This is a genomic window from Leptolyngbya sp. CALU 1928, assembly GCF_056784215.1.
Map to the genome: position 1 here is coordinate 393,465 of NZ_JBXBCE010000001.1, position 22,542 is coordinate 416,006.

A 22,542-nucleotide genomic window follows, 5' to 3' on the forward strand; every position below is an offset into this window, starting at 1 on the left:
GAATGGACAGGAAGCTAAACGAGTACTGGATTTGAGTAAGGTAAAACAGAGCTTTACTGTTGCAGATTTTAAGAAGTAGTAAAGTTATTTTGTGCAAGTTAATACGATATGTGTATATGGAATTCTTAGCAAGTCGTAGCGAATGCTCGTGGTGATCTTAGAAAACACTTGAGAAGCTAATGTTAAGTAAGCCTCTTCAGTCCGAACATTTTGACCTCTATCTTTTGAGATTATCCATCGCGCTATAGAAGATTGATTAGATACATATACTCCATCAATAGTAACCAGCTTGCCACCCGGTTTAAGACTACAAATTGCTGTGTTGAAAAGTTTTAAAACCTCCAGATCGCTAAGGTGGTGGAGTACTCCTAATGCTAAAACGATGTCAAAACAAGCTTCGTCTTTGATGTTGTTTTCATTCACTTCTTCACAAATAAACTTGATCTGCCTATTCAGTGCTAGATCTTTAGTTTTTTCGCAAAACTCTGCTTGGGCTGCCTTAATATACTCTTGACTTGCATCAAATCCTAAGTAGTCAACGTTAGGTAAATATTGAACGATCTTACCTGTACCGCAGCCAATATCTAAAATGCGATCGTTCTCTTGTGGGCAGATGTACTGATCAACTAGAGTCTTTCGATAAGCAGTTTCTCCGATCAACCTAGTGAATAAGTTGTAAACAGATGGAACTGACAAGAGTGAACGAACACCCTGATTGGTTTGAGGCACAGATAACTCCTATAGTTTTTTAGCGACTAGTAATAGTGACCCACCGAAGGGTAACGATAGACCAGATCGTATAATCATTCGCTCTAGATTGAGAACAATCTCAAAAATAGTATTTAACCCACTGCTGATTTTCAACTCTGCGATCGGATCGTACTCATCCTTCGATTGCCTCTGATGCAAGCGGGAGAGGAACATGAGCGGCAATAGTAACGACATAAAAGAGGTCATTCTAACGATCTGGAAGCCAGCATCCTCTACTTTTAGCCTTAGTTCCGTTGCTGTATAGCGACGCACATGATGAGCATAAGTATCTGCTTGACTCCATAGCCAAGGGTGCTGCGGTACGGTTAAGATCAGTCCGCCACCTTTAGTAATAGCTCGATGCATTTCAGAGAAAACCACTGTATCTTCTGGAATATGCTCTAAAACATCAAAGGCACCTACCACATCAAACTCATCCTCGTATGGAATGAAACGAGCATCCATCTGCAAGAGCTCAGCTTTAGGCAAGCGATAAGATGCAAAGTTTAGTCCTGTGGCAAATAATTCGGCACCTACGGCAGTGAGACGGGGGTGCGATCGCTCAACTTCTGAGAGAACAAACCCAGTGCCACAACCAACTTCTAAAAAACTTTGAGCGATCGGAAATGTGCTTTCAAGAATCCACATTAATAGTTTGTTGCGAGAACGAAACCAAAAATTTTTGGCTTCCAATTCAAACAGTTGAGCAAAGAAATCAGCTTCATAGGTGTCGCTATCCTCCGCCAAACTAGGAGCAAACGATAAGTGGTTACCCACGATTGATGGCTGATATCCGCATTGAGGACAAATCCATCCCAGACCGCCAAACTTAGTTTTACAGCGTAGGCATCTTTTCATAAGAATATGCTTTAACAGACTTATCTGCTTGCAAAAAGTAATTGCCAACTATAACTTTTCTCTATCAGACAGTGTAGCAACACCACCTGCTATTAAATTATTAAAAACTCTATTACTGAATCATTAAATGATATAGGTCATAAGAATTCCTAAACCTAAACCCGAGAGAAATATAAAGATTTAATGCAGGAGTGTTTGAGAAAGAAATAGAGCTTACCAACTCACTATGACCTTGCTGAAATAGCTCTCGACAAGCTGCACTCCAAAAGTATTTAGATAATCCCTTCCCTCTAAAATCACTACCGAGAGCATGTAAAACTATCTTATTTTCAGAATAGCCCCAAAAACCAGCTAGTGTTTCGTAATACATCAGCCCAAAAATACTCTTAGCATGATGAATGTCTTTTAGCCACAACGTATATCTTAAGTCCGCTAAGCTTTTGTCAATATTAAAGTCACGATGAAAGCGCCCATTAAAAAAAGCATTAGCTGAGATAGATATTAAATCCTCTATCGGTGTAGATGTTGAAAGATGAACGTTGTCGTGCTGAAAATCAATAAAACTCTCCAAGTCACAAAATGGCTCAATCAACGTATCACAGTAGTAAAATCCACAGTCATGCAATGCTTTTTTTGAAGATAACGGATCAACCCTCACTGCATAATGACCAGGCGCAGCATTTTGGACAATTAGCCTAAATACCTCTTCTGGACACGCTAAAATTTCAAAAGTATCCAACCCTAAAGCTCTTGAATCCCAGGGTGTGAACCTAATAAATTCACTAAGATGTTTTGGAACCATTTGACGGCTGGCTTGCATATGTAAACGAATTTACTGAACTGAATGTAGAATTCCTGACGATGTAAAGTGGTCTTTTTTTGGTTTCGTCAAAGGTTTTTCCCAAATAAATTCCAACAATACCTAGATTGAAGATGATAATGCCACCAATAAAATATAAGGAGACTATTAGACTAGTCCAACCTGCAATAGGTGAGCGATAAATTAACGAGTGCAAAAGTGTAAAAGTACCATATATAAAAGCTACCATCGACATCAAAAAACCAAGTCGGACAGATAACTTCAAAGGCTTATCTGAGTAAGCAATAATTGTTTCTGAGGAGAGCTTCCACAGTTTTTTGAATGTGTAAGTACTTTGTCGTGAAGAAAGGCTATGCTCAACGTCAATGCTTGCGGCTGGAAAACCCATCCAGTCAATTAAAGCGCCAAAAAATCTTAGACGCTCACGCATAGAGTTAAACGCCGTAACAACTTTTCGAGAAATTATACGAAAGTTTCCAACTTCAGGATCATAGTTCAAATCAGCTAAGTAGTTAAGCACACCATAAAATATCCGAGACGTTAGCCGCTTCAGAAGTGGATCTTTACGTTGTCCTCGTCGAGCAAGTACGATATCGTAGCCTTCTTGAGCCTTCAGATATAGACGGGGAATTTCTTCGGGTCGATCTTGTAAGTCACAGTCCATCACTACAACCCAGTCACCATCACAATGGTCTAGACCTGCGGTAATACCGTAGTGCTGACCAAAATTGCGGCTGAACTGCATTCCCTTTACTCTCGAATCTTTGCTAGCAAGCTCTATAATGATTTCCCAGGAGCGATCGCCTCCACAGTCTTCAATTAAAAGAATCTCGAAGTTATTTGAAATTGTTTCTAATGAATCCCTCAAGCGGCGATAAAGTTCGTGTAGACAATTTTCGGCATTATAAACAGGGATTACAACTGAAATGAGCGCCATTTGAAGAAGGTAAGTTGATCACAAACTGTAAGATGATAGCAAGAGGCAAGTTAGCACAAACAAGTGATTTAATCAAGCCGATTTAAACTCTAATAGGTATTCTCGAAGGGTATTATCGTTGGTACCTCGGTAACGTGCTACAGATTCCTTACACCCATATCATTCTATTTAATGCTCAATGCATAAAGTAATTCCCTTTAACCGCCCCCCCCTTGCAGGCAATGAAATCCTATTTATCCAGCAGGTGCTTGAGAGTGGGCACCTTTCCGGCAACGGGAAATTTACCAAACAGTGTCAAGTTTGGCTACAAGACAACACCCATTGCAATAAGGCGTTTTTAACAACCTCTTGCACTGCAGCGCTGGAAATGTCCGGAATTTTGATGGATTTGCAGCCAGGGGATGAAGTGATTATGCCTTCGTACACTTTCGTTTCAACAGCTAATGCCTTTGTGCTGCGTGGCGCAGTTCCTGTGTTCGTTGATATTCGCCCGGATACGCTGAATTTGGATGAGTCTAAGATTGAGGCGGCAATTACTTCTAAAACAAAAGCGATCGTCCCTGTGCATTATGCAGGCGTGGGCTGTGAGATGGATGCTATTTTGGCGATCGCTCAACAGCATCAACTCTGGGTGGTTGAAGATGCGGCTCAGGCAATCTCAGCTACTTATAAAAGTAAGCCACTCGGCAGTTTTGGACAATTGGCAGCTTTTAGCTTTCATGAGACAAAAAATCTTACATCTGGCGAAGGCGGTGCCTTACTGGTGAACTACCCAAGTTGGGCAGAAAGAGCAGAAATTTTGTGGGAGAAAGGCACAAATCGCAGCCAGTTTATTCGGGGTCAAGTTGATAAATATACGTGGGTCGATGTCGGTTCTTCTTATTTGCCTAGTGATATCAATGCCGCTGTTTTGTGGGCGCAATTAGAAGTATGCGATCGCATTATCCAACGCCGCCTAGAGATATGGCATCAGTATCACCAAGCCTTTACCGAATTAGAAACTCAAAACAAACTGCGCCGTCCGATTGTGCCCCAGCATTGTCAACACAATGCTCATATGTATTATCTACTCTTGCCTGATTTAGCAACCCGAACCGCTTTTATTGATGCATTAAAACAGCAAGGAATTCAAACCGTCTTTCATTACATCCCGCTGCACTCTTCGCCAGCAGGCAAAAAATATGGGCGACCTGCCGCCGATTTAATTCACACACAAGCGCTCAGTGAACGTTTGGTCAGACTTCCCCTCTGGCTTGGGATGACAGACAATGACGTGAACCAAGTAATTCACGCAGTTATTAATTATTTGGGAGGCTAAGCATCACTTCTTTGCAGCACCCTGTTTTATTGCCTCAAATATTTGCTACGTCACCATGCTTGTATTGACCCAGTTTTTACATCAACCAATACAGTCATATCGTAGTTGCTTCCATACCAAATGTCGCAATACTATTTTTACAAATCGCCTCATTCAGGAATCATTGCTTACTCATTAAACAACCTAACTTAGGTAAATCAGAGTGTCCAAGAAAACAAATCACGACAAACTTGGTGTTACATTTCTAGCAACAGTCACTTTCCTTTCGATTGGGTTTGGCTTCTATGCTCAAAGGCTCAAGCCAATACCTGAGAAGGGTTCCCCTCAAGATGCCTTGACGCAGTCTCTTAAAAAATCAGTCGCTACAGCCATTCCTGAAATTAATAATCCCAATGTTAGTGATTGGGAGAAAGTCAATTTATTACGTCGATGGGCTTATCAAAACTCTGATCTAACGATGGCAACAGGCTGTCTTATTGATAGCCCTGATCTTCGTCCTAAAAGCGTAGCAGAAATTTTTTCATCTTTTCAGAAGGATGCGGGCGGAGTGTGGTGTGCTGGTATGTCCATTTTTCTAATGAAATTATATGAACAGTATGGATTTGAGTCCTATGCCTTAAACATGGGAAAACCATCTGCTTCTCAGTTCTTGATCAGGGGAAACCCGCCTGTTGGTTCATCACTGACCCACGTATTAGTTTTGGTGAAGATTCCCCATAAGGGACGAAAGTTGCTAGTTGTTCAGGATGGTTATCTTAATAATACTTATACGCATTTAGACGGTTCGCCACTTGATTACTTTGAGTTGATAAAATTGCTCAAAAACCGCCAGGAAAATAAGATTAAAGTTGTTCAAGATCAAGGTGCCAAAAGAGACAATTTGCTTTGCAGTAAACAGATTCCTCCTCAAATTTGGGAAGTTAGCACTAAGCAGCTTCAGTGTGAATCAATTCCAGGGAAGCAAACGTATAAGTGTAAGCATGGAATAACGTTAGATTTACTTGCCCGGTATAGCCCACTGCAAAAAGAAATAAGTCGATTCTTTCCAGCAGAAGGCTATCCACCTAACTTGTTATTCTTATTTCTTTATCCTTTAGGGATTGAAGGAGCCAGTAATGCGGCTCCTGGGATTCTAAAACAAGCTCAAAAAATCGCGGCAACCGCGGCAAAATGAAAGCCCAGCGGTTGTAGCAGTTTCGGCACTTCTAAATCCAACTATACTGAGTGCTAGCTTCCTCTCACACCCATAACTCCTAGTTTTTTGGAGCTTGGACTTGCTATTAGAAGTCAGCCACCCAACCCCGCTCAAGTTGGGTTCATGGAGTGAGCGATCGCCGGGTTTATATCGCGATCGCTAGTCGCAGTCGTTTCTGGCAGAGATTCTGCTACCATGCCCCAGTTTTCGTCATTAAAAATCAGCGGTTTGTTTAATTGGTGCATCAGTTTTACAACCGCATCAAACTGTTCGCCGCTGAGTTGAGGCACTTTTAACGATGCTAGACGTTTGTTGAGAATTTGAGTCCGTTCAGTTTCTGGAGTCCAGCCGGAAGTATGCTCAATGTGATACATCCGCATGGGGTCATCTAGAATGATTTCTTTAATTCCAGCATAGTGCGCGATGTAAAGCAGCACAGAATCGAGGTGAAACGAGAATATTTCCCACTCTGGATAGCCGCGCACCGCAAACCAATCCTCTCTAGACATGAGTGTAAAATCACCACATGCATTGGTGTGGAGTTGGGGATAGCGCCACAGTGCAGATAGATCTTCCTCTGGCTCGTGGGAGGGAGTGTCTGGATCAGATTCTGGGAGGTGGGGCGATCGCTGAGCGGTCAGCAGATTTTGACTAATCAGCCAATCGGCAACGTCAACGGGCACTGTTTTGAGGATGGTATCTCTAACCACTTTAGGAAAGAGACGCTGATAAACTTTTCGCAATGGAACGAGAGCAGGTTTGGCGGGTTGTAGTACCTGTTTGTACCATTTTGGTTGGGTTGTTTCGACTAGTGGCAGGTCTGATTCAGCATGTGTTTCCTCGCGCTGCATTTCAGTGAACCCATCCTTGTGACAAATCCGAAGAATATTTTGGGCACAGTAGTTTAGCTGTTCACTCAGAGGGGCGTTGAGGGGAACGTCTGATGCAGCATCGTAGCGATCGAGGCGATACACTGCTCCCGGTTGTAACTGACGAGAGGCAATCAAGCTAAATAGCTCGTCGGAGAAAAGTAGGTCGATGTTGGTTGCTAAGACAAATTGCCCTCTAGCGCGACGAATGCCCACATTTTTGGCAATCATTTGGAACAGCGGCAGAGAGGCGGCGTGATTAAGTTGATCATGTAGCTCTGGCGGCACTTGGATAATTCTGACTACGCAAGGACTGTCTTCAATTTGCCAAGAGAGTACCTCTGCCAAGGGCGGATTATCGGAGGGCGGGTTCCACTCAACGATGATTAGCTCTGCATCAAGCTGATGACGACGGCATTGCTCTAACAAGCCATTGATGAAAATCTGCATCCGCCGCAGCATGTTGCCGCCGTGGTTGTCATTGCGCGAAGTTGCAACAACGGATAGATAAGGGGTCGTCGTCATAAGATTCTCACACCAACTGCTCTCACCAATTAAGCTTACCTTGCTGCTGCAATCATAGGCTGAACTATGGATTAAGCGCTAGAGCGATCGCTCTGTGGGTCGGCGAATGCGATCGCTCAAAAATTGTCTCCTTAAAATCGAGTCAACCTGAACAGCCACTAAACCGCTCAGAAAGAGCATTTACGTCTTCTAGTTCAGTTAGATTGACGTTTATGGAAATATCTCAATACTTGCGAGAAAAAGCTTAAAGCAGCAATGGGATAAAATGAATGAGTGTTGAGTGATTGTCCCAAATGCCGACTGCTGAACAACTGAGGGGTCTATATCGTCTTAGCTACTGGCTAACGTACGTTATGCTTCAGCCCGTACATCTTGTATGTCTCGATGATCGAACCAGCAATTTTTATATTTTGGCTGGAGGCACTGAGAACCTTGAGTTTCAAATCATGCCGGATGGAGAGGTATTTTAATGAATCAAGTTAACTATGCAGCTATGTCTGATCAGGAGTTGAGACAATATTTTCTCCGACACCGTGAGGATAAACTAGCGCTTCGAGCCTATCTGGATAGATTGGGCGATCGCCCACGTCATGTAATAACCACTGTGGATGATCCCGACTTTGATGCAAAGATGCACGCAGCAGTTTTAAAGCAGATGCAAGCAACGGTCAACAACGGCGAAACGGCTCAGTAGGCAGGCACATTATGAGGTTTGAAGTTGTAGAATCCAGCGTCTTAAAACTCTTCAAAGTGCCGATTCAGGAACTTGTAGGTTTTGCTGATCACTACTACCTTGCTGAAACCGCAAATCTTTATAACTCTCTAGGCTGGGGTTCGAGTGGGCTTGAGTTGCAAGGATTAGCAAGAATAACACCGAAAGAGCTTGAACGTATAGAAAAGTTTATGTCAGTTGCTAGGTACAGTATCGCAGTCAACAACTGTGAGCATTTTGCTAACTATGTCCTTCATGGCATTAACCTTTCTTCGCAGCAACATACTTGGTGGAAATGCTTGGGGGCAGAAGTCATTAGTCTTTTGCAACCAGTGCAGGGCTTGCAAGATAACTATAGTAGCTTTATGAGCCAGCAAGTTTCAGAGGTGCTGAATGAGAATTTGAGACAAGTGAAGCTTGAGCACGCAAACCGAGAACGTATCGAGTTTTGGAAATCCAGAGGCGTTGATGTTCAGTAAGACTTATTGATCTTTCTTGGTTCTACATAATTCAGCCAGTGGGCGTTTTACGGCAGCGGATCGACAAAAGCCACGCCTTTATTTAATTAATTTTGCCTTCTACTTTTAGCCCCGCGATCGCGCCTGCTTCTACGTTGAGGGGCTGTTTACTGGTGTTGTGCAGATCGTATTGTTCGTTGTCGCTGAAGGAATTTTGGTTAAGGGTGGGGCTGGCGTTATTGGTGACGACGATGCCATCGCGTCCGTTGTCGGTGACGCGGTTGGAGGTCAGCAGGGGGCGCGAGTCGCCGTTGATCACCATGCCATCTTTGTTTTGGCTAACCTGATTGCGAGTTAATCTGGGTTTGGCGCGATCGCTGACCGAGATGCCAAAACCGTTATAGCGGATTGTGTTGCCTTCCAGAATGCCGCCACTGTCGCGAGTAAAAGAGATGCCATTGCCGCCGTTTTGCTCAAACAGATTGTTGCGAACCGTAGGCGTGGCAGTGCCCGAAGCAAATACGCCTTCGCGATCGCTGCCCACGAACCGATTGGCTTCAATCAACGGCGCACCCGTTTCAATCCAAATTGCCGTACCGCGTGGATTCGGATTGGTCAGGCTTAACCCCACAACCTGACTGCCATCGGTTGCCAAGATCGTGACGCTTTGCCCTGCCCAAGTGGGGCTAAGAAACTTGCCGCCGCCCGTGATTTGAGTGCCTTTCCCTTGAGCTTCTGAATTTCCTCGCAACGTTACGCCCTGGGGCAGTTTTAACGGAAAGACTTCGCCCGTTTCTGTGCTGTAAACGCCGGGGCTAAGCTGGATCGTCATACCGGGGCGCACTTGGGAGATCGCCTGGGTAATTGTCTTCAATGGCGATTGAGTATTGCCCGGATTGCGATCGCTACCAGTTTTAGCATCCACATACAAAATCGTGGGCAAGGGTGCGGTTTTAGACGGTGTGAGTTCAGGGCTGGGGCTAGGATCGTCCGCGGGGGGAGTCCAGTCCGGGTCAGGATTATTCCCAATCACGGCATTCGTGGGTAAAATCGTTTTCAGCACTCGTCCCAGGCTGTAAGCAACCCGAACCTGCTGCTCCGCTTGGATTTGCGCCAGTGCCGTTTGATAGGTGTCTGCGCCCGCTTCCAGTTCTCCCGCTCCACAGACTAAGGTGTATTTCACTGCTCGATACAGTTCTGGCGAGGCAATCCGCTCCCCGGTTTGACGACTTTCTGCCAGTTCGCTAGCGGTGGGTTGGGGCGGCACGATCGGATACCACACACCATTCTGCTGAGCGCCAGGTTCTATAGGGTTAGTCCCCGACCTGGGTGGTTCAACTTTGCCATTGCGAGTGACTAATTTGGCGCTACCAAACTCAACAATGCGTTCATTGTTCGGGTTAAGGTGTGTGCGATCGCTATAGTAATTCACTCGCCATGCTTGAGTCGCACGGGCGATCGCTTCGGTACAGTCCGTTTCACTCACCAACTCACCCTCTGCCGTACAGCTACTCAGCGATACCAGCACCCAACTGATCGCCGCCAATCCCAGCACCTGTCGCTTGATCTCGCTCCTCTTAAACACTTGCTTCACCACTGCCATCTCCTCATTGTCCACACACCTCATATGTCACAGACCTTCTTTATGTCACAGAATAGATCGCGATCGAATCAACCTTATGGGCGTTCCCTGAAAAGGGCTTTTCGCATTAGAATCTAGTTGTAAAGTTCTGTTTCTGTTAGATGAGAGGTTCCCGCTGCGGAACGTGTAATCCGTCCAGGTAACAACCTTGCAGAAAGGCTTTAGATCCTGATCCTAGATTTAGTAGAGAGAAGAACTCATGGCATTTGAACAGGCACCCCTCCCCTACGACTTTAACGCGCTAGAGGAATATGGTATGAAGGCTGAAACCTTTGAATACCATTATGGCAAGCACCACAAAACCTATGTGGATAACCTAAATAAGCTGACGGCTGACACTGAGTTGGCAAGCAAGTCTTTAGAAGAAGTGATCAAAGTAACCTACAACGATGCCAGCAAGCAGGGCGTGTTTAACAACGCGGCTCAAGTCTGGAACCACACGTTCTTTTGGAGCAGCATCAAGCCCGGTGGCGGTGGCGCGCCTACAGGCGATCTTGCCGCTCGAATCGACAAAGATTTTGGCAGTTTTGACAAATTCAAGGAAGAGTTTACGGCGGCGGCAACCACTCAGTTTGGTAGCGGTTGGGCTTGGTTGATCGATGACAACGGCACCTTGAAAGTGACTAAAACTGCTAATGCGGTTAATCCTGTGGCAGAAGGTCAAAAAGCTTTGCTCACGTTGGATGTGTGGGAACACGCCTACTACATTGATTTCCGCAACGCTCGCCCTGCGTTCATCAAAAACTACTTGGATAACTTGGTGAATTGGGATTTTGCCGCTGCCAACTTGGCTGCGTAAGCTGATTGCTATTCCAATTTTATGAACGCCAGCCCTTCCACTAGGAGGGGCTTTTTGTAAATTTATGAATGAGTGCTCTAGATAAGCGCATGACCAAAGCCATCGCAATCTTGCCGGAAATTGCTCGACTGGGTATGCCCTATGGTTGGCGACAAGGAGCCGGGGATTGGGCAGGTGTTAATGCTGCGATCGCCCGTGGAGACTCGGTGCAGGTGATTCAAGAAGCCGGATCAACCCAGTGGCAAGTTGCTTTACCAGCCCAGCATCCGTTTCAGTTTGGGTTTCCAGAATTTACTGCCGAAGCGCGAGAAGAGCGCCCAATTCCAAAGGCGAGAATCTGGATTAGCTCTATTCAGCGGCGCTTTGGGCATAGTGTGGAGTTGCCAAAAGTGCAGTGGCATCCACGGGTGCTATGGGTTGGCATTGGCTGTGAACGCAGTACATCTGAAGACGTGATCGCCTACGCCATCCAACAAGCGTTGCGATCGCGTCACTTGGCAGCAGGGGCGATCGCTGGCATTGCGACTATCGATCACAAAGTGAATGAAGTTGGACTGGTAGAGTACTGCCGCGACCTCAACTTACCGCTTATATTTTTCTCAGCCGAAGCATTACGGGCGATCGCGGTTCTCAATCCCTCCACCCGCGTTCACTCCAACGTCGGAACTCCCAGCGTCGCCGAAGCCGCCGCCATCCTCGCTGCTTCAGATTGCCGCCCACCTCTCGCCTCTCGCCTCATTGTTCCTAAACAAATCTTTCGCCTCACCGATCATCTCGGAGCCGTAACGATCGCGATCGCCCAAGCGGAGCAAGAATACACCGCTCAAATCCCAATAGTGTGAATCGCTTATATGATTTGGTGCAGCAGAATGATTACACTAAAAGATGCTCTGTTGCGATCGCTGCCCATGCCAAATCATCATCTATCATCGCTGCATCCTATTCGTTGGTTCATTGGAATGCTGTGCGCGATCGTTTTTCTGTGTGGCACCCAGCCAGCGAATGCCGCGATTATTGGGGAAAAATATACTAAGCAATATGCTCCGCCCCCGTCTTACAGCAACGCCGAGTTGAAAAACCAGGACTTTTCTGGGCAAAGCCTGCGCGTTGCAGAATTTTCTAACGCAAATATGAATGGAGCCAACTTTTCCAACGCCGATTTGACGGGTGCCGTGTTGAGTGCCTCCACGATGGTTGAAACCAATCTTCAAGGTGCAGATCTAACTCAATCTATGATGGATCAAGTCAAAATGACTCGGACGAATCTGCAAGATGCTGTTCTAGTCAATGCTATTTTGCTTCGGACAACCTTTGATCATCCAGAGATTACTGGAGCCGATTTCACCGATGCCATTTTAGATGGTGCCCAGATTCGGCAGTTGTGCAAAACCGCTGACGGTGTAAACTCTAAAACTGGGATCTCCACACGGGAGTCTCTCGGTTGCCTTTCCTAAGAATGTTCTTTTTTGATCCAGAGATAGGTCAGTACTAATGGTTTTCCCAGATTCGGTGGCACCTTCGCAAACCTCGGTGCAACGGGTGGGAGTGATTGGCGGCGGACAACTTGCCTGGATGATGGCAGAAGCCGCTGAGAAACTGGGGTTGGAGCTATGGGTACAAACGCCCAGCCCCACCGATCCAGCAGTCGCGATCGCCACCCAAACCATTCTTGCGCCAATTGACGATGCGATCGCCACCGCTCAACTTGCCGCCCAGTGTGACGTAATCACCTTTGAAAACGAGTTTGTTGATCTTCCTGCATTAAAACACCTCGCCCAGCAAGGCACCTGTTTTCGTCCTAGTCTGGATGCCCTGCGACCGTTGCTCGATAAATATGATCAGCGAACCTTAATGGAAAGCCTGGGATTGCCAACGCCCTCTTTCACTATTCAGGAGTTACTTCCTCACGCAGACTCGTTTCCTTCCTCTTTTCCTGTAGTGCTTAAAACCCGACGGCATGGCTACGACGGGCAGGGCACTTTTATCGTCCACTCCGCAGTCGAACTGGAAACAACCTTGGCTCAGTTGGCATCCGTGCCCGTGCTATTGGAAAAGTTTGTGCCGTTTGAGCGAGAGCTTGCGGTGATGGCAGCGCGATCGCTGAATGGAGACATTGCCATTTACCCCATTGTGGAAACTCAGCAAGAAGCCCAAGTCTGTCGCCGAGTAATTGCGCCTGCACAAATCAACGATGAAATCACCACTTTAGTCGAAACCATTGTTCGCACCTTATTGACTCACTTGCAAGTAGTGGGCATTTTTGGGATTGAGTTTTTCTTGACGAAAGAGGGCACCGTGCTGATTAACGAGATTGCCCCCCGTACCCACAACTCTGGGCATTACACTCTGGATGCCTGCGCCACCTCTCAGTTTGAGCAGCAGTTGAGAGCAATTTGTGGGTTGCCGTTGGGCAGTGCCGCAATGACTACGGCTGGAGCCGTGATGGTCAATTTATTGGGCTATGAGCAATCAGTCAGTGATTATGCGGCTAAGCGACAAGCACTAGCCGCTATTCCTGACGCTCAGGTGCATTGGTATGGCAAAACTGAATCCCGTTTGGGGCGCAAGTTAGGGCATGTTACGGTATTGCTGAATGAAGCCGCAGTTTCGCAAGATCGGGCGAATGACTCCGGTATGGGAAGCGCGATCGCCCACCAGATTGAATCCATTTGGTATCCATCTTGAGCCAACCCCTTGCCTCTCGCCTTGTACCCGTAATCCCCTCATGGCGGTTATCTCTCTCCTAAGAAAGGCATTTCTTAAAAAGGCTTGCGCTACTATTGGGTTGTGCTAATATCAATAGCTGAAATCGATGCTTCTATAGGGCTACAAGAACATCTGGTTTGTCGAGGGACGATGTTTAAAAGTAGTTAAAGCTGACTGGAAGACTGTGAATTCTGCAACGTTGCAGTTATTCAATAAGTTCTCGGAAAAGCTTTTAAGAAGCTTGTTTGTTAGAAATTCACACTACTAATCCATGATTACAGACGATATGAATCAGCAGGTTATACACCCGCTGGCTAAACTACAGCGTCAGGTGCGATCGCTGGTTGAACGTAAATTGCTCAAGCCATCGGACAGCATCTGGAAAATTGCATTACTGTATGGCGATGATTGGGCATTCTTGAAGCAAGAATTGCTTGATTACGAATTCACGATGCAAGATCCCGTCAGCGAACTAATGCTAGTGGAACGATGGGACGATGAAGAGTAGCACAGATGTTTGTGCTGTTATAAGCAAGCTTTGAGCGCTTGACTGAGTTCTTGGGCAGTTTGATAGCGATCGCTAATGTCTATGGCTGTTACTTTTTCGATTACAGCCCTCAAGTTTTTGGGGATTCGCGTTTCTTCATCTAAGTGTAAGCGCATTGATTTCCTTTGCTTTTTGTAAAATCGCTGTGGGCTAATGCTGGTCAGCAAAAACACGAGCGTTGGGGCGATCGCGTAGAGATCAGACTGAATCACGGGTCGCCCTTGCACTTGCTCTGGTGCGCTGTAGCCTTCTGCCCCAATGCGGGTTCCGGGTGCGATCGCCAAGGCTTTCACCGCACCAAAATCTAGCACCACAATCTGGCTATCCAAAGCACGAACCAGTAGGTTGCCTGGTTTAATATCGCGGTGGATGATTGGAATGGGGCGACTATGCAAATAGGTTAATACCTCACACACTTGCACCATCCAAGCGATCGCCTCTTGAGCCGAAACTGCCCCTTGCTTGCGAACTCGCTTTTCCAAATCTTGTCCATGGATCAATTCCATCACCAGATATTTTTTGTCCCCTTCTATAAAAAAATCGTAATAGCGCGGAATGCCGGGATGATTTAGCGACCTTAGCGTGCTAGCTTCTCTCACAAATAGTTCTTGGGCTTTAGGAATATGAGCCACATCTGCATTCATTTCCTTCAGCACTTGCAGTTTTCCTTCTGGCATTCCACTTGATTTTGATAAACCAGTCGGATTCCACACCAAATAAGTGGTGCCCATGCCGCCGCGCCCTAAAACTCGCAAAACCTGGTATTGCCGAACGGTTTTATCCACACGAATCGGTTGCCCACAGTGAATACAAAATAAGTTGTCAGAAGGATTGCCCGTATGAGTGCAGCGGGTTGGAGCAGACTGCCCAGCCCCGAATGAAGGAGTTAGGGAGCCTGCAAACGGGGTGATGATGCCTGTAGGGATCGTTTCATACACAGACTGAGGCGAAAGATTGAAGGGCTGAGACGTTGAAATGAGGAACGTTTCAAACCGCAGGATAGGACCATTTTGGGCAAGCTGAAATACGGTGTTGTTGACCAAAAGTTTTTGGGCGATCGCTTCCCCCTCAACCAAAGTGCCGTTGTTGCTCAGGTTAATTAATTGCCAACTCGCCGTTGCCTGATCTGTCTCTATTTGACGAATCTCTAGGTGATGCCGTGAGACAACTACCTCGCTTAATATCACCTGGTTTGTGGGGGCGCGCCCGACTCGAATCACTGCTTCATGGTCAAATTGCCACTGCCGCAGAGGAGTATGGTTTTGAGGATGCAACAGAGTTAAAACAACCCTTAGCTGATTGGCTACCATGAACTGAGGAAAACGCCCTGAATTGAACCAAGCTAGCTTATCGCAAATGTTCTAGGCTAGGGCGCACTTTAGCCCGAATGGCGATCGCGGAAATATTATCATGACCATTGTAGCTGTTTGCCAATTCAATCAATTCACCCACGCCTTTATCTAGGTTCGTTTGAGAACTCAGCAACGGCTGCACATGGGTTTCCCAATGATTTTCCAGCAAGTCATTGTCCGATAAGCCATCGGAGCAGAGCAGCAAAATCATATCCTCATTCAATTCAAAAAACTGGACATCGGGTTTCACAAAGGGTTCATCGCGAGGTCCAAGGGCTTGAGTTAACTGATAAGCATCCGGGCGACTGTAGGCAACATCGGGATCAACCCCCCGTTGAATTTCTCTCTGCCCCACTTCATGGTCAATGGTGACTTGTTCTAAGCCGCGTTTGCGAGTGTAGCGATAAAGGCGGCTATCTCCCACATGGGCAACTGCCACTTCCGTATCTTGAATCAGCACCATGACGAGAGTTGTGCCCATGCGTCCACTTCCAGAGCGGGCGTTTTCTTGGTTCACATCATAGATCGCTTTGTTGGCAACCTGAACGGCTTCCGTCATCATGGTGACGTTGGGCAAATCATTAATTCCAGCGCTCGGAAACGGCGATTCTAGCCACTTCTCTTTGAAATATTTGCGAATTGCGTCTACAGCAAGGGCACTGGCAACTTCACCGCTGGCATGTCCACCCATTCCATCGCACAAGATATAAAGATTGCGCGCATGAACCGTTTTGCCAGAGGGGCTTTCTAGCTTGCTGACTTGAATATCCAGTCCAAAGTAGTCTTCATTGTGATCCCGTTGTCGCCCAACATCCGTGCGCCCCACCTCTTCTAAGTTGAAAAGCTGCATGGGTAGGACGATGGTTGGCATGTCGTCGTTGTCGATCTGGTCATCCGCTGCCTCTTCTTCAGGCGGAAGGGTGACTATCATACCGTCGGATGCTGCATCGAATACTACGTCGGTTGGCTGATAAGCTGTGCCATTGAATCCATTTGCATGGATAGGTGCCGATGGAGAAGGCATAAAAGGCTCTAAAGGCTGGGTGGGGGGAGAGGTATCGGTCTGCAAGGAGTCGGCGATCGCCTCAATTCGCGATCGCACCGCATTGACTGTTTTCAACGTGCCATCTTCCACATCTGCCAACAGTTGAGACACAGACTCTAGCTGAGTCCGTTGAGATTCTGCAAACATTGCCTGCCATTGTTTCCCTAAATGGTGTAGCGTCAACAGTTGCCCTGATGGATTGGCATATAGCCGTTGCAGCAGTAGCGTATCATCTTCAGCGTCTGCCCGGAGATTGCTGGAAATTAAAACACTCTGCTGACACTGCCACGGTTCTAGCGCGTGCCAAAGCTCAGTCATTTCATAAAGCCATTGCAACACTTGCAGCAGGGGAGGAAACCGCTCTTGATCACACCACACGTCGATCAAAAGCGGGAAGTGCGATCGATCTTCTAGCAGCAATACATCTTGATTGTTCCATTTCCAGGCATTGTGAATCGCTGGCAAAACTGGATAAAGATCATGATTGAGGGCAACGTAGGGCTGAGCCACTTCTGGAATCGCTAGCGCATTCATTGAATCTGTCCAGCCTTCTGCGCCGGGGGTGGCAAATTCTAAAGCGGGGTTTTGCGATTCGGTTTCGTTCGAGTCTTGTTGTAGCACTAATGCCTCCAACAAGGACAATTGAAACGGTTGGCAATCTAGCACGGGCAGTTGGCGTTCTCCGAAGTCATCGGCGGCTGGAAGCGCATCGATCAACTTATAGCGCTGCTGGATATCCAGGTAGTCGTTACAACCTGTTGCTAAGGTTACGGGATCTGAAGTAGACGCGGATTCAGCGGTGGAGGGTTGGGTCGATAGAATCGCCCACCAGGTGACTCCGGCGATCGCCCCACAAACGTGGCAATTCAACTGGTCAAATGGCACAAGACTGCTGCACTCAGGGCAAGTGTTTTGTACTAAAGAAGTTCCACACTTCTGACAAAACTTGTTTGCCGTGGGGTTTTCAAACTGACAATGGGGACAAACCAGCATGATGAACTCTTCCTCAATTCCCGGCAGATCAGATGATTAATGTCACACACAGGAACGGCTTCAACGGTGTCTTTTGCCTTTCTTTTAAGGAACACTGCGAAGGAAAACGGTGGTCTTTCTTCAACAAACTGTAATAGCTTGTCTAGTGTTCATTACAGAAAATTTTGAGACGGTTCCTCTAGCAAATAAACCTGAAAACGCGAGTTTAATCTATTTAAACAGGATTCACCAAAAAAGTCTCTGACTTACAGGTTATTTGCAGATTATGAAGCTTTGGGACGTTCATTCCAAGGAGCGATCGCTCTCACAAGTGACGGATTTTTATTTTCAACTACTAACAGATACTCATGCCTTTTGCCTATTTCAGGGATTTTCTTCAGAAGACCTTCAAATTTTACGAATCTGACACAATTCTTTCAATGCCGCTACTTCAGCATTCGTTAATTCTCGCCATTGCCCCGGTTCTAGTCCGGCGATACTGAGATCGGCGATCGCAGCACGCACCAGCCGCAAAGTTGGAAAGCCAATCGCAGCAGTCATTCGTCTCACTTGTCGATTGCGCCCTTCGGTTAATGTCAGTTCTAACCAGGCAGTGGGGATGGTTTTGCGAACGCGGATTGGCGGATCACGAGGCGGCAGGGGTGGTTCGCTGGGCAATAAAGCGATCGCGGCAGGACGAGTCTGATAATCCTGAAGAATTATGCCTTGTCGAAGTGGCTCAAGGTCAGCTTCATCGGGCACATGCTCTACCTGAACCCAATAGGTGCGGGGATGCCGAAACTTGGGGTTACTGAGGCGATGCTGAAGTTGTCCATGGTTCGTTAGCAAGAGCAACCCTTCACTATCATAATCAAGCCGCCCCACGGCGTAGATATCTGGAATTGGAATGTAGGGCTTCAGGGTAGAGCGATCGCCTTCTGAGTCGGTGAATTGGCAAAGGACATTGTAGGGCTTATAAAACAGCACATAGCGGTAAGGCGAATCTTCTACATGGCTTGAATTCACTAATTTGGGGGGTTTACGCTCCATAATTGACTGCGGCGGTGGCTCTACTCGGTTCTATTGGATTGTTCTACTCGATTTTGACCCGAAATTGAGCATACCCGACATTATTGTTCGGCACATTGGGCAAGTTGCCTAAGTTAAAGATTAGGGAGCCATTAGGATTCGTCTGATTGCTACAGGGATTATTGCCAGGAAGGGGAGCAAGGGGCGTAAAGAATTCTCCTGCGATAGCGCTTCGCGCGACGGAGTCGTTCGCCAGAGGTTGGCTGCCAATCCGAACGCGGTTACTGCCCAAAACAAAGCGCGTACCGGGCGGAATTTGATCGCAAAGGCTGACGGCATTCACGCCTGTGCGACCATCGGATAAAAAATAAACGGTATATTCCACTTCGTCGCCGGGTTGGAGCGGGGTGCGATCGCTCAAACTGATTGCGCCAAGCGGTGCGCCCTGGGGAACAAGTTGACTCCAGCCGGGAGCGGTGTCGTCTGAATTGGTGACGATGAGCGCCCCAAAGTTTACGCCGCTAAAAGACACGCCATCCCGCAGCACGTTGGTAATCCGTTTCGCCAAGCGCAACCGAGCAGGCAGAAGAGAGACAGAAGTGGGGCTGTCTTCTCCCGTGCTGCCGGGATTGCGATCGCCGTTTGGGTCAGGGTTGCTGCCATCGGTGGAGCGATCGCGGATCGGTTCCCCCCCAGGACTTAGCCCCGTGGCGATCGCGGTATTTTGAAACGGACCTAAATTCTCTGCGCTGCCCGGTGTGATAATCACCTCAAAGCTCACCGTGGCGCTGGTTCCTCCGGCTAAAGTATCCGTGCCAACCAATAAATTTTGGTCGGTTGTGCCATTAAACCCTGGATTCACCGTTAGGGTTGGGCTACGGAGATTTCTGATCCCATTCACCGTTGCCCCCGCAAAGGCGGCTGCCAAATTATCTTGAAGCTGGAGATTGCGAATGGCGTATGGGTTGGATGCGATCGCGGGCGCAAAATTTTGCACCACAAGCGTATAAGGAATACTGAACGTGCCATCTGAGTTTTCCTGAGGGTTGCCAGCCTGTTTTGCCACCCCAAGATTGGGAAGACACTCCCGGAGAGCAGCGGCGGTGAAGCCAAAATCGTCTCCGCTGATGGTATTCGCTTCATCCTCAATTCGCAGTTCTAAAGCCGCTTGACCCGGCGAGGTTCTAAACAACCCTTGGACTCGCGTCCACTGTTGAGGCGTAGTAACGCTGATGCCTGCCAAGTTGGGTACAAATGCGGCATCGGCTCCACCGGGCGGACCTGCCAAGTATCGAATCACGGGTGGACTGCCCGGCGTGCCTATGCTGAGCAAATTATAAAAGTAGGCGCTGAAATTATAGGCAACATTGGGCACTAATTCATTGACCACTTGCTGCCAAATCAGCGGGTCAGGAAAGGCAGATCCACCCGCCAGATTTTGAGATGGATTGGAGTAAAGAAACGTGTTGGAGGCTGGCACTCGATTGATCGGATCGCCCGGAAATGGATCGGCTCTGACCACGCCACCTGAATACACAATGGGATAGGGTCCTCCTTGAATGGAGAGTCCCCCAATCGGATCATTGGGATAAACGCTGTCTCCTCGATAGGGAAGTTCGCTGGAAAACCCAAGATTTGCAGGCACAGGGGCAGGTGCCGTAAACACTCCGTCGCCCGTATCGGCATTCCGGTCAAAGGTGCCATTTACCACAAAGTTTCGCCCCCCTTCCTGAGTGCCAATCGGACACCCTTGGGTTCCTTCAAACACTTGGGCGCGAAGCGGTGGAGCAGGCAACCAAAAAACCAGTGGCATGAGAAATCCACTAGCCGTAACAGAAAATGCGATCGCTCTAGCAGCGATCGCAGGAAAAACGAAAACCATTTTTTTCTTCACACTTCAGCAAAACATGAGCGGCTTGAGTCGTAGATGCGCCCTGTTAGGCTAAAGATGCGGGTGAATCAGGGTTCCAAGCCCTGCCAAAACGCGAATTGCCTAAGCACCCCAAAAAGCAGAAGCTCTAACGCCGCCTTCATGCGATCGCTAGAGCAAAAACTTAAATTCAGAGTCTAGTAGTGTATCAGGTGCTAGGGTTCAAATGTCAGGTTTTGGAGACTAAGTTTCAAGACTCTATAGCGCTAATTGATTCGGACACGAAAGCGAACAAAGCCCACATTCCCGGCTGGCGTATTGGGCAAGTCGCTCAAGTTGAAAATAACCGCTCCATTGGGGTTGGATTGATTCAGGCAAGAATTATTTGCAGGCAAGGGCGCGGGGGGTGTAAACACTGTGCCGCCCGATGAGGCAGGAGTGGTGCCAGCTTGAACTTGAGTAGTATTTGGAACCAAGGACGTTCCAGCTGGAATCAGGTCGCACACATTCGTTGCCAGGGCAGCAGTTGAGCCGCTAGACAGGAAATAGACCGTATATTCCACTTCGTCGCCCGGAGTCACGGGTGTACTGATATCTAAAGCAGGCACCCCAACCGGAGACCCGGTGGAGAGTAGCTGCGTCCAGCCCGGATTGGTATCATCCGTTGTGCCCGGATCATCCACAAACCCACCAAAATTCACTCCGCCCAAGGTAGTACCATTCCGAGTCACATTGGTAATCCGCTTGACCAGAAGCAGATTGGCTTGTCCACTGCCGAGCGGCGGAAGTTGCACAACGGTTGGAGTATCCCCGTCGCCCGTCTGGTTGCCCGATGGATCTGTTGAAACTCCATCGTTGGATCGGTTAGAAACGCGGGAACCGCCCTGAGTCGTAGCATCCCCGACTACCGTGTTGCTAAAAGGTCCAAAGCCTTCGGGCCCCGTACCTGGCGTGAGAATGACGTTGAAGCTGACCACTGCCGTTGTTTGAGGCGCTAAAGTATCGGTGCCCAACAGGAGGTTGGGATTACCAGTGCCAGAGTAGGCGGGGTTGACTGCTAGGGTGGGGCTTTGAATGCCGGTAATCGAGTTAATGGTCGCTTTTGCCGCCAGATCAGTGAGCGGATCGGTTAACTGCAAATTTCTCAGGTCGTAGGTAGTTTGAGGCTGAGTCGGCAGGGGAACCGGAGCCAAGTTGCTAACGCGAACGGTGTAGGGAATGGTGAATGTGCCATTGCCATTATCGATCGGGGTGCCTGCACTTTTTGCCACCCCAATGTTAGGAGCGCACTCACGCAAACCAATCGCAGTTAAACCAAAATCATCCCCAAATAGATTTTGAGTGGAATCTACAATTCGCAGATCCGCGCTGGTTTGACCCGGTGCGGTGGTGAAAGATAGCTGCACAGGAATCCAGGCTTGACGGACATTCGGAACATTCGGAAATCCAGGAACACTACTGTTATCACCCACTGTTACGGCAGTCGCAGAAATATAAGGTCCACCTGGAGGTCCCACCTGAAGAACAATTCGAGGGTCAAATGCAGTTCCTTGTGGAAGGGTGAGGAGGTTGAAAAAGAGTCCTTTGAAGTTGTAAGTGGTGTTGGGGGCGAGTTGGTTTAAGGTTTGCTGCCACACGACTGGAGGCGGAGTTCCTGGCGGGGCGGGTGGAATGGTGGTCGGCTGTCCGACAGGGAGGGAGTTGTCAAGGTTGGGATTGGAATAGAGATAGGTGCTGACTGGATCAACACCAGCACGGGCGGCTTCATCAGGATTGACCCCGCGACCGTTCACTGCTGCTGGAGGAGGAGCACCATTTGTGCCAATCGCGCCGTTTTGAATGGAAATGCCACCGCCGCCGGCATCATCAGGATAGACAAAATCTCCCCGATAGGGCAATTGGCTCGTAAAGCCAGTATTGTTGACAAAGTTACCGTTGGTGATGCGGTTCCTAGTAGCTTCTTTGGTTCCAGCGGGGCAGCCATTGTTATCTACCGGAGTTTGCGATTGGGCGGGTTCGGGCAAAAAGAGGGGCTGGGAAACCAGCAGGGTGCTAAGGGAGGCTAGGCTTGCCAGTGTCCTCAAGGGGCGTTTCATCAATTCTCCTCACGGGTGGGCGATTGGTCGGGGCGGTTAGGG

At 47.9% G+C, this 22,542-nt stretch carries 21 protein-coding genes; 10 read left to right on the forward strand and 11 right to left on the reverse strand.

Annotated elements, in window-relative coordinates; genetic code table 11:
• Nucleotides 1-84 precede the first annotated feature (84 nt).
• From AC1S5B_RS01815 to AC1S5B_RS01830, 4 genes are all read right to left on the reverse strand, one after another.
• Entirely contained in the window at nucleotides 85-729 is a 645-nt protein-coding gene (locus AC1S5B_RS01815; protein WP_482034014.1) for a class I SAM-dependent methyltransferase, read from the reverse strand.
• Between the two features lie 9 nt (nucleotides 730-738).
• On the reverse strand, nucleotides 739-1,608 hold the full coding sequence (locus AC1S5B_RS01820; RefSeq protein ID WP_482034015.1) for a class I SAM-dependent methyltransferase: 870 nt from the start codon (nucleotides 1,606-1,608) through the stop codon (nucleotides 739-741).
• A 112-nt stretch (nucleotides 1,609-1,720) separates the two neighbouring features.
• Complete coding sequence (locus tag AC1S5B_RS01825; protein ID WP_482034016.1) at nucleotides 1,721-2,428, reverse strand: GNAT family N-acetyltransferase; 708 nt, start codon at nucleotides 2,426-2,428, stop codon at nucleotides 1,721-1,723.
• Complete coding sequence (locus AC1S5B_RS01830; protein ID WP_482034017.1) at nucleotides 2,391-3,365, reverse strand: glycosyltransferase family 2 protein; 975 nt, start codon at nucleotides 3,363-3,365, stop codon at nucleotides 2,391-2,393. The genes AC1S5B_RS01825 and AC1S5B_RS01830 overlap by 38 nt, the downstream gene beginning before the upstream one ends.
• A 178-nt stretch (nucleotides 3,366-3,543) precedes the next feature.
• On the opposite strand from AC1S5B_RS01830, the gene rffA reads away from it, so the two are divergent.
• Both rffA and AC1S5B_RS01840 read left to right on the forward strand, forming a co-directional pair.
• Nucleotides 3,544-4,683: a dTDP-4-amino-4,6-dideoxygalactose transaminase gene (gene rffA, locus AC1S5B_RS01835; RefSeq protein WP_482034018.1), complete on the forward strand. Its 1,140-nt coding sequence runs from the start codon at nucleotides 3,544-3,546 to the stop codon at nucleotides 4,681-4,683.
• Between the two features lie 202 nt (nucleotides 4,684-4,885).
• The gene (locus AC1S5B_RS01840) at nucleotides 4,886-5,857 is read left to right on the forward strand and encodes a hypothetical protein (RefSeq protein WP_482034019.1); all 972 of its coding nucleotides are present in this window, start codon (nucleotides 4,886-4,888) and stop codon (nucleotides 5,855-5,857) included.
• Nucleotides 5,858-5,988: 131 nt separating this feature from the next.
• Here the strand turns inward: AC1S5B_RS01840 and AC1S5B_RS01845 are convergent, their stop codons facing one another.
• Nucleotides 5,989-7,272 (reverse strand): hypothetical protein, encoded by a 1,284-nt coding sequence (locus AC1S5B_RS01845; RefSeq protein ID WP_482034020.1) that lies wholly within the window; start codon nucleotides 7,270-7,272, stop codon nucleotides 5,989-5,991.
• Between the two features lie 293 nt (nucleotides 7,273-7,565).
• Here AC1S5B_RS01845 and AC1S5B_RS01850 point away from each other — a divergent pair, with 293 nt between their 5' ends.
• The 3 genes from AC1S5B_RS01850 to AC1S5B_RS01860 are packed head-to-tail and all read left to right on the forward strand — an operon-like array spanning nucleotide 7,566 to nucleotide 8,463.
• Nucleotides 7,566-7,742, forward strand: a complete 177-nt coding sequence (locus tag AC1S5B_RS01850) for a DUF6888 family protein (RefSeq protein WP_482036590.1) — start codon at nucleotides 7,566-7,568, stop codon at nucleotides 7,740-7,742.
• Entirely contained in the window at nucleotides 7,742-7,966 is a 225-nt protein-coding gene (locus AC1S5B_RS01855) for a DUF6887 family protein (RefSeq protein WP_482034021.1), read from the forward strand. The genes AC1S5B_RS01850 and AC1S5B_RS01855 overlap by 1 nt, the downstream gene beginning before the upstream one ends.
• An 11-nt stretch (nucleotides 7,967-7,977) precedes the next feature.
• On the forward strand, nucleotides 7,978-8,463 hold the full coding sequence (locus AC1S5B_RS01860) for a hypothetical protein (RefSeq protein WP_482034022.1): 486 nt from the start codon (nucleotides 7,978-7,980) through the stop codon (nucleotides 8,461-8,463).
• Between the two features lie 82 nt (nucleotides 8,464-8,545).
• Here the strand turns inward: AC1S5B_RS01860 and AC1S5B_RS01865 are convergent, their stop codons facing one another.
• Nucleotides 8,546-10,060 carry a DUF1565 domain-containing protein gene (locus tag AC1S5B_RS01865; protein WP_482034023.1) on the reverse strand — a complete coding sequence of 505 codons (1,515 nt, stop codon included), beginning with the start codon at nucleotides 10,058-10,060 and terminating at the stop codon, nucleotides 8,546-8,548.
• Between the two features lie 223 nt (nucleotides 10,061-10,283).
• Here AC1S5B_RS01865 and sodB point away from each other — a divergent pair, with 223 nt between their 5' ends.
• The 5 genes from sodB to AC1S5B_RS01890 all read left to right on the forward strand — a co-directional run bounded on the left by sodB (nucleotide 10,284) and on the right by AC1S5B_RS01890 (nucleotide 14,097).
• Nucleotides 10,284-10,883, forward strand: a complete 600-nt coding sequence (gene sodB / locus AC1S5B_RS01870; RefSeq protein ID WP_482034024.1) for a superoxide dismutase [Fe] — start codon at nucleotides 10,284-10,286, stop codon at nucleotides 10,881-10,883.
• Between the two features lie 89 nt (nucleotides 10,884-10,972).
• The gene (locus AC1S5B_RS01875; RefSeq protein ID WP_482034025.1) at nucleotides 10,973-11,725 is read left to right on the forward strand and encodes a cobalamin biosynthesis protein; all 753 of its coding nucleotides are present in this window, start codon (nucleotides 10,973-10,975) and stop codon (nucleotides 11,723-11,725) included.
• Between the two features lie 27 nt (nucleotides 11,726-11,752).
• Nucleotides 11,753-12,337: a pentapeptide repeat-containing protein gene (locus AC1S5B_RS01880; RefSeq protein WP_482034026.1), complete on the forward strand. Its 585-nt coding sequence runs from the start codon at nucleotides 11,753-11,755 to the stop codon at nucleotides 12,335-12,337.
• A 37-nt stretch (nucleotides 12,338-12,374) separates the two neighbouring features.
• On the forward strand, nucleotides 12,375-13,568 hold the full coding sequence (locus tag AC1S5B_RS01885) for a 5-(carboxyamino)imidazole ribonucleotide synthase (RefSeq protein ID WP_482034027.1): 1,194 nt from the start codon (nucleotides 12,375-12,377) through the stop codon (nucleotides 13,566-13,568).
• Nucleotides 13,569-13,875: 307 nt separating this feature from the next.
• Nucleotides 13,876-14,097: a DUF4327 family protein gene (locus AC1S5B_RS01890; RefSeq protein ID WP_171573713.1), complete on the forward strand. Its 222-nt coding sequence runs from the start codon at nucleotides 13,876-13,878 to the stop codon at nucleotides 14,095-14,097.
• 17 nt (nucleotides 14,098-14,114) lie between these two features.
• Here the strand turns inward: AC1S5B_RS01890 and AC1S5B_RS01895 are convergent, their stop codons facing one another.
• From AC1S5B_RS01895 to AC1S5B_RS01915, 5 genes are all read right to left on the reverse strand, one after another.
• Nucleotides 14,115-15,446 carry a protein kinase domain-containing protein gene (locus AC1S5B_RS01895; protein ID WP_482034028.1) on the reverse strand — a complete coding sequence of 444 codons (1,332 nt, stop codon included), beginning with the start codon at nucleotides 15,444-15,446 and terminating at the stop codon, nucleotides 14,115-14,117.
• Between the two features lie 37 nt (nucleotides 15,447-15,483).
• Nucleotides 15,484-17,526, reverse strand: a complete 2,043-nt coding sequence (locus AC1S5B_RS01900; RefSeq protein WP_482034029.1) for a serine/threonine phosphatase — start codon at nucleotides 17,524-17,526, stop codon at nucleotides 15,484-15,486.
• Nucleotides 17,527-17,913: 387 nt separating this feature from the next.
• Nucleotides 17,914-18,555 carry a pseudouridine synthase gene (locus AC1S5B_RS01905; RefSeq protein ID WP_482034030.1) on the reverse strand — a complete coding sequence of 214 codons (642 nt, stop codon included), beginning with the start codon at nucleotides 18,553-18,555 and terminating at the stop codon, nucleotides 17,914-17,916.
• A gap of 43 nt (nucleotides 18,556-18,598) precedes the next feature.
• Complete coding sequence (locus AC1S5B_RS01910) at nucleotides 18,599-20,416, reverse strand: hypothetical protein (RefSeq protein ID WP_482034031.1); 1,818 nt, start codon at nucleotides 20,414-20,416, stop codon at nucleotides 18,599-18,601.
• Between the two features lie 254 nt (nucleotides 20,417-20,670).
• Nucleotides 20,671-22,500 carry a hypothetical protein gene (locus tag AC1S5B_RS01915; protein ID WP_482034032.1) on the reverse strand — a complete coding sequence of 610 codons (1,830 nt, stop codon included), beginning with the start codon at nucleotides 22,498-22,500 and terminating at the stop codon, nucleotides 20,671-20,673.
• Nucleotides 22,501-22,542 lie beyond the last annotated feature (42 nt).

Excerpts from the sequence above, each read along its gene's own strand:
- AC1S5B_RS01915 (WP_482034032.1), bottom strand. The coding sequence starts at position 22,500 with ATGAAACGCCCCTTGAGGACACTGGCAAGCCTAGCCTCCCTTAGCACC.
- AC1S5B_RS01910 (WP_482034031.1), bottom strand. The coding sequence starts at position 20,416 with ATGGTTTTCGTTTTTCCTGCGATCGCTGCTAGAGCGATCGCATTTTCT.
- sodB (WP_482034024.1), top strand. The coding sequence starts at position 10,284 with ATGGCATTTGAACAGGCACCCCTCCCCTACGACTTTAACGCGCTAGAG.
- AC1S5B_RS01890 (WP_171573713.1), top strand. The coding sequence starts at position 13,876 with ATGAATCAGCAGGTTATACACCCGCTGGCTAAACTACAGCGTCAGGTG.
- AC1S5B_RS01875 (WP_482034025.1), top strand. The coding sequence starts at position 10,973 with ATGACCAAAGCCATCGCAATCTTGCCGGAAATTGCTCGACTGGGTATG.
- AC1S5B_RS01880 (WP_482034026.1), top strand. The coding sequence starts at position 11,753 with ATGATTACACTAAAAGATGCTCTGTTGCGATCGCTGCCCATGCCAAAT.
- AC1S5B_RS01855 (WP_482034021.1), top strand. The coding sequence starts at position 7,742 with ATGAATCAAGTTAACTATGCAGCTATGTCTGATCAGGAGTTGAGACAA.
- AC1S5B_RS01900 (WP_482034029.1), bottom strand. The coding sequence starts at position 17,526 with ATGCTGGTTTGTCCCCATTGTCAGTTTGAAAACCCCACGGCAAACAAG.
- AC1S5B_RS01825 (WP_482034016.1), bottom strand. The coding sequence starts at position 2,428 with ATGCAAGCCAGCCGTCAAATGGTTCCAAAACATCTTAGTGAATTTATT.
- rffA (WP_482034018.1), top strand. The coding sequence starts at position 3,544 with ATGCATAAAGTAATTCCCTTTAACCGCCCCCCCCTTGCAGGCAATGAA.
- AC1S5B_RS01860 (WP_482034022.1), top strand. The coding sequence starts at position 7,978 with ATGAGGTTTGAAGTTGTAGAATCCAGCGTCTTAAAACTCTTCAAAGTG.
- AC1S5B_RS01905 (WP_482034030.1), bottom strand. The coding sequence starts at position 18,555 with ATGGAGCGTAAACCCCCCAAATTAGTGAATTCAAGCCATGTAGAAGAT.
- AC1S5B_RS01850 (WP_482036590.1), top strand. The coding sequence starts at position 7,566 with ATGCCGACTGCTGAACAACTGAGGGGTCTATATCGTCTTAGCTACTGG.
- AC1S5B_RS01845 (WP_482034020.1), bottom strand. The coding sequence starts at position 7,272 with ATGACGACGACCCCTTATCTATCCGTTGTTGCAACTTCGCGCAATGAC.
- AC1S5B_RS01885 (WP_482034027.1), top strand. The coding sequence starts at position 12,375 with ATGGTTTTCCCAGATTCGGTGGCACCTTCGCAAACCTCGGTGCAACGG.
- AC1S5B_RS01830 (WP_482034017.1), bottom strand. The coding sequence starts at position 3,365 with ATGGCGCTCATTTCAGTTGTAATCCCTGTTTATAATGCCGAAAATTGT.
- AC1S5B_RS01820 (WP_482034015.1), bottom strand. The coding sequence starts at position 1,608 with ATGAAAAGATGCCTACGCTGTAAAACTAAGTTTGGCGGTCTGGGATGG.
- AC1S5B_RS01895 (WP_482034028.1), bottom strand. The coding sequence starts at position 15,446 with ATGGTAGCCAATCAGCTAAGGGTTGTTTTAACTCTGTTGCATCCTCAA.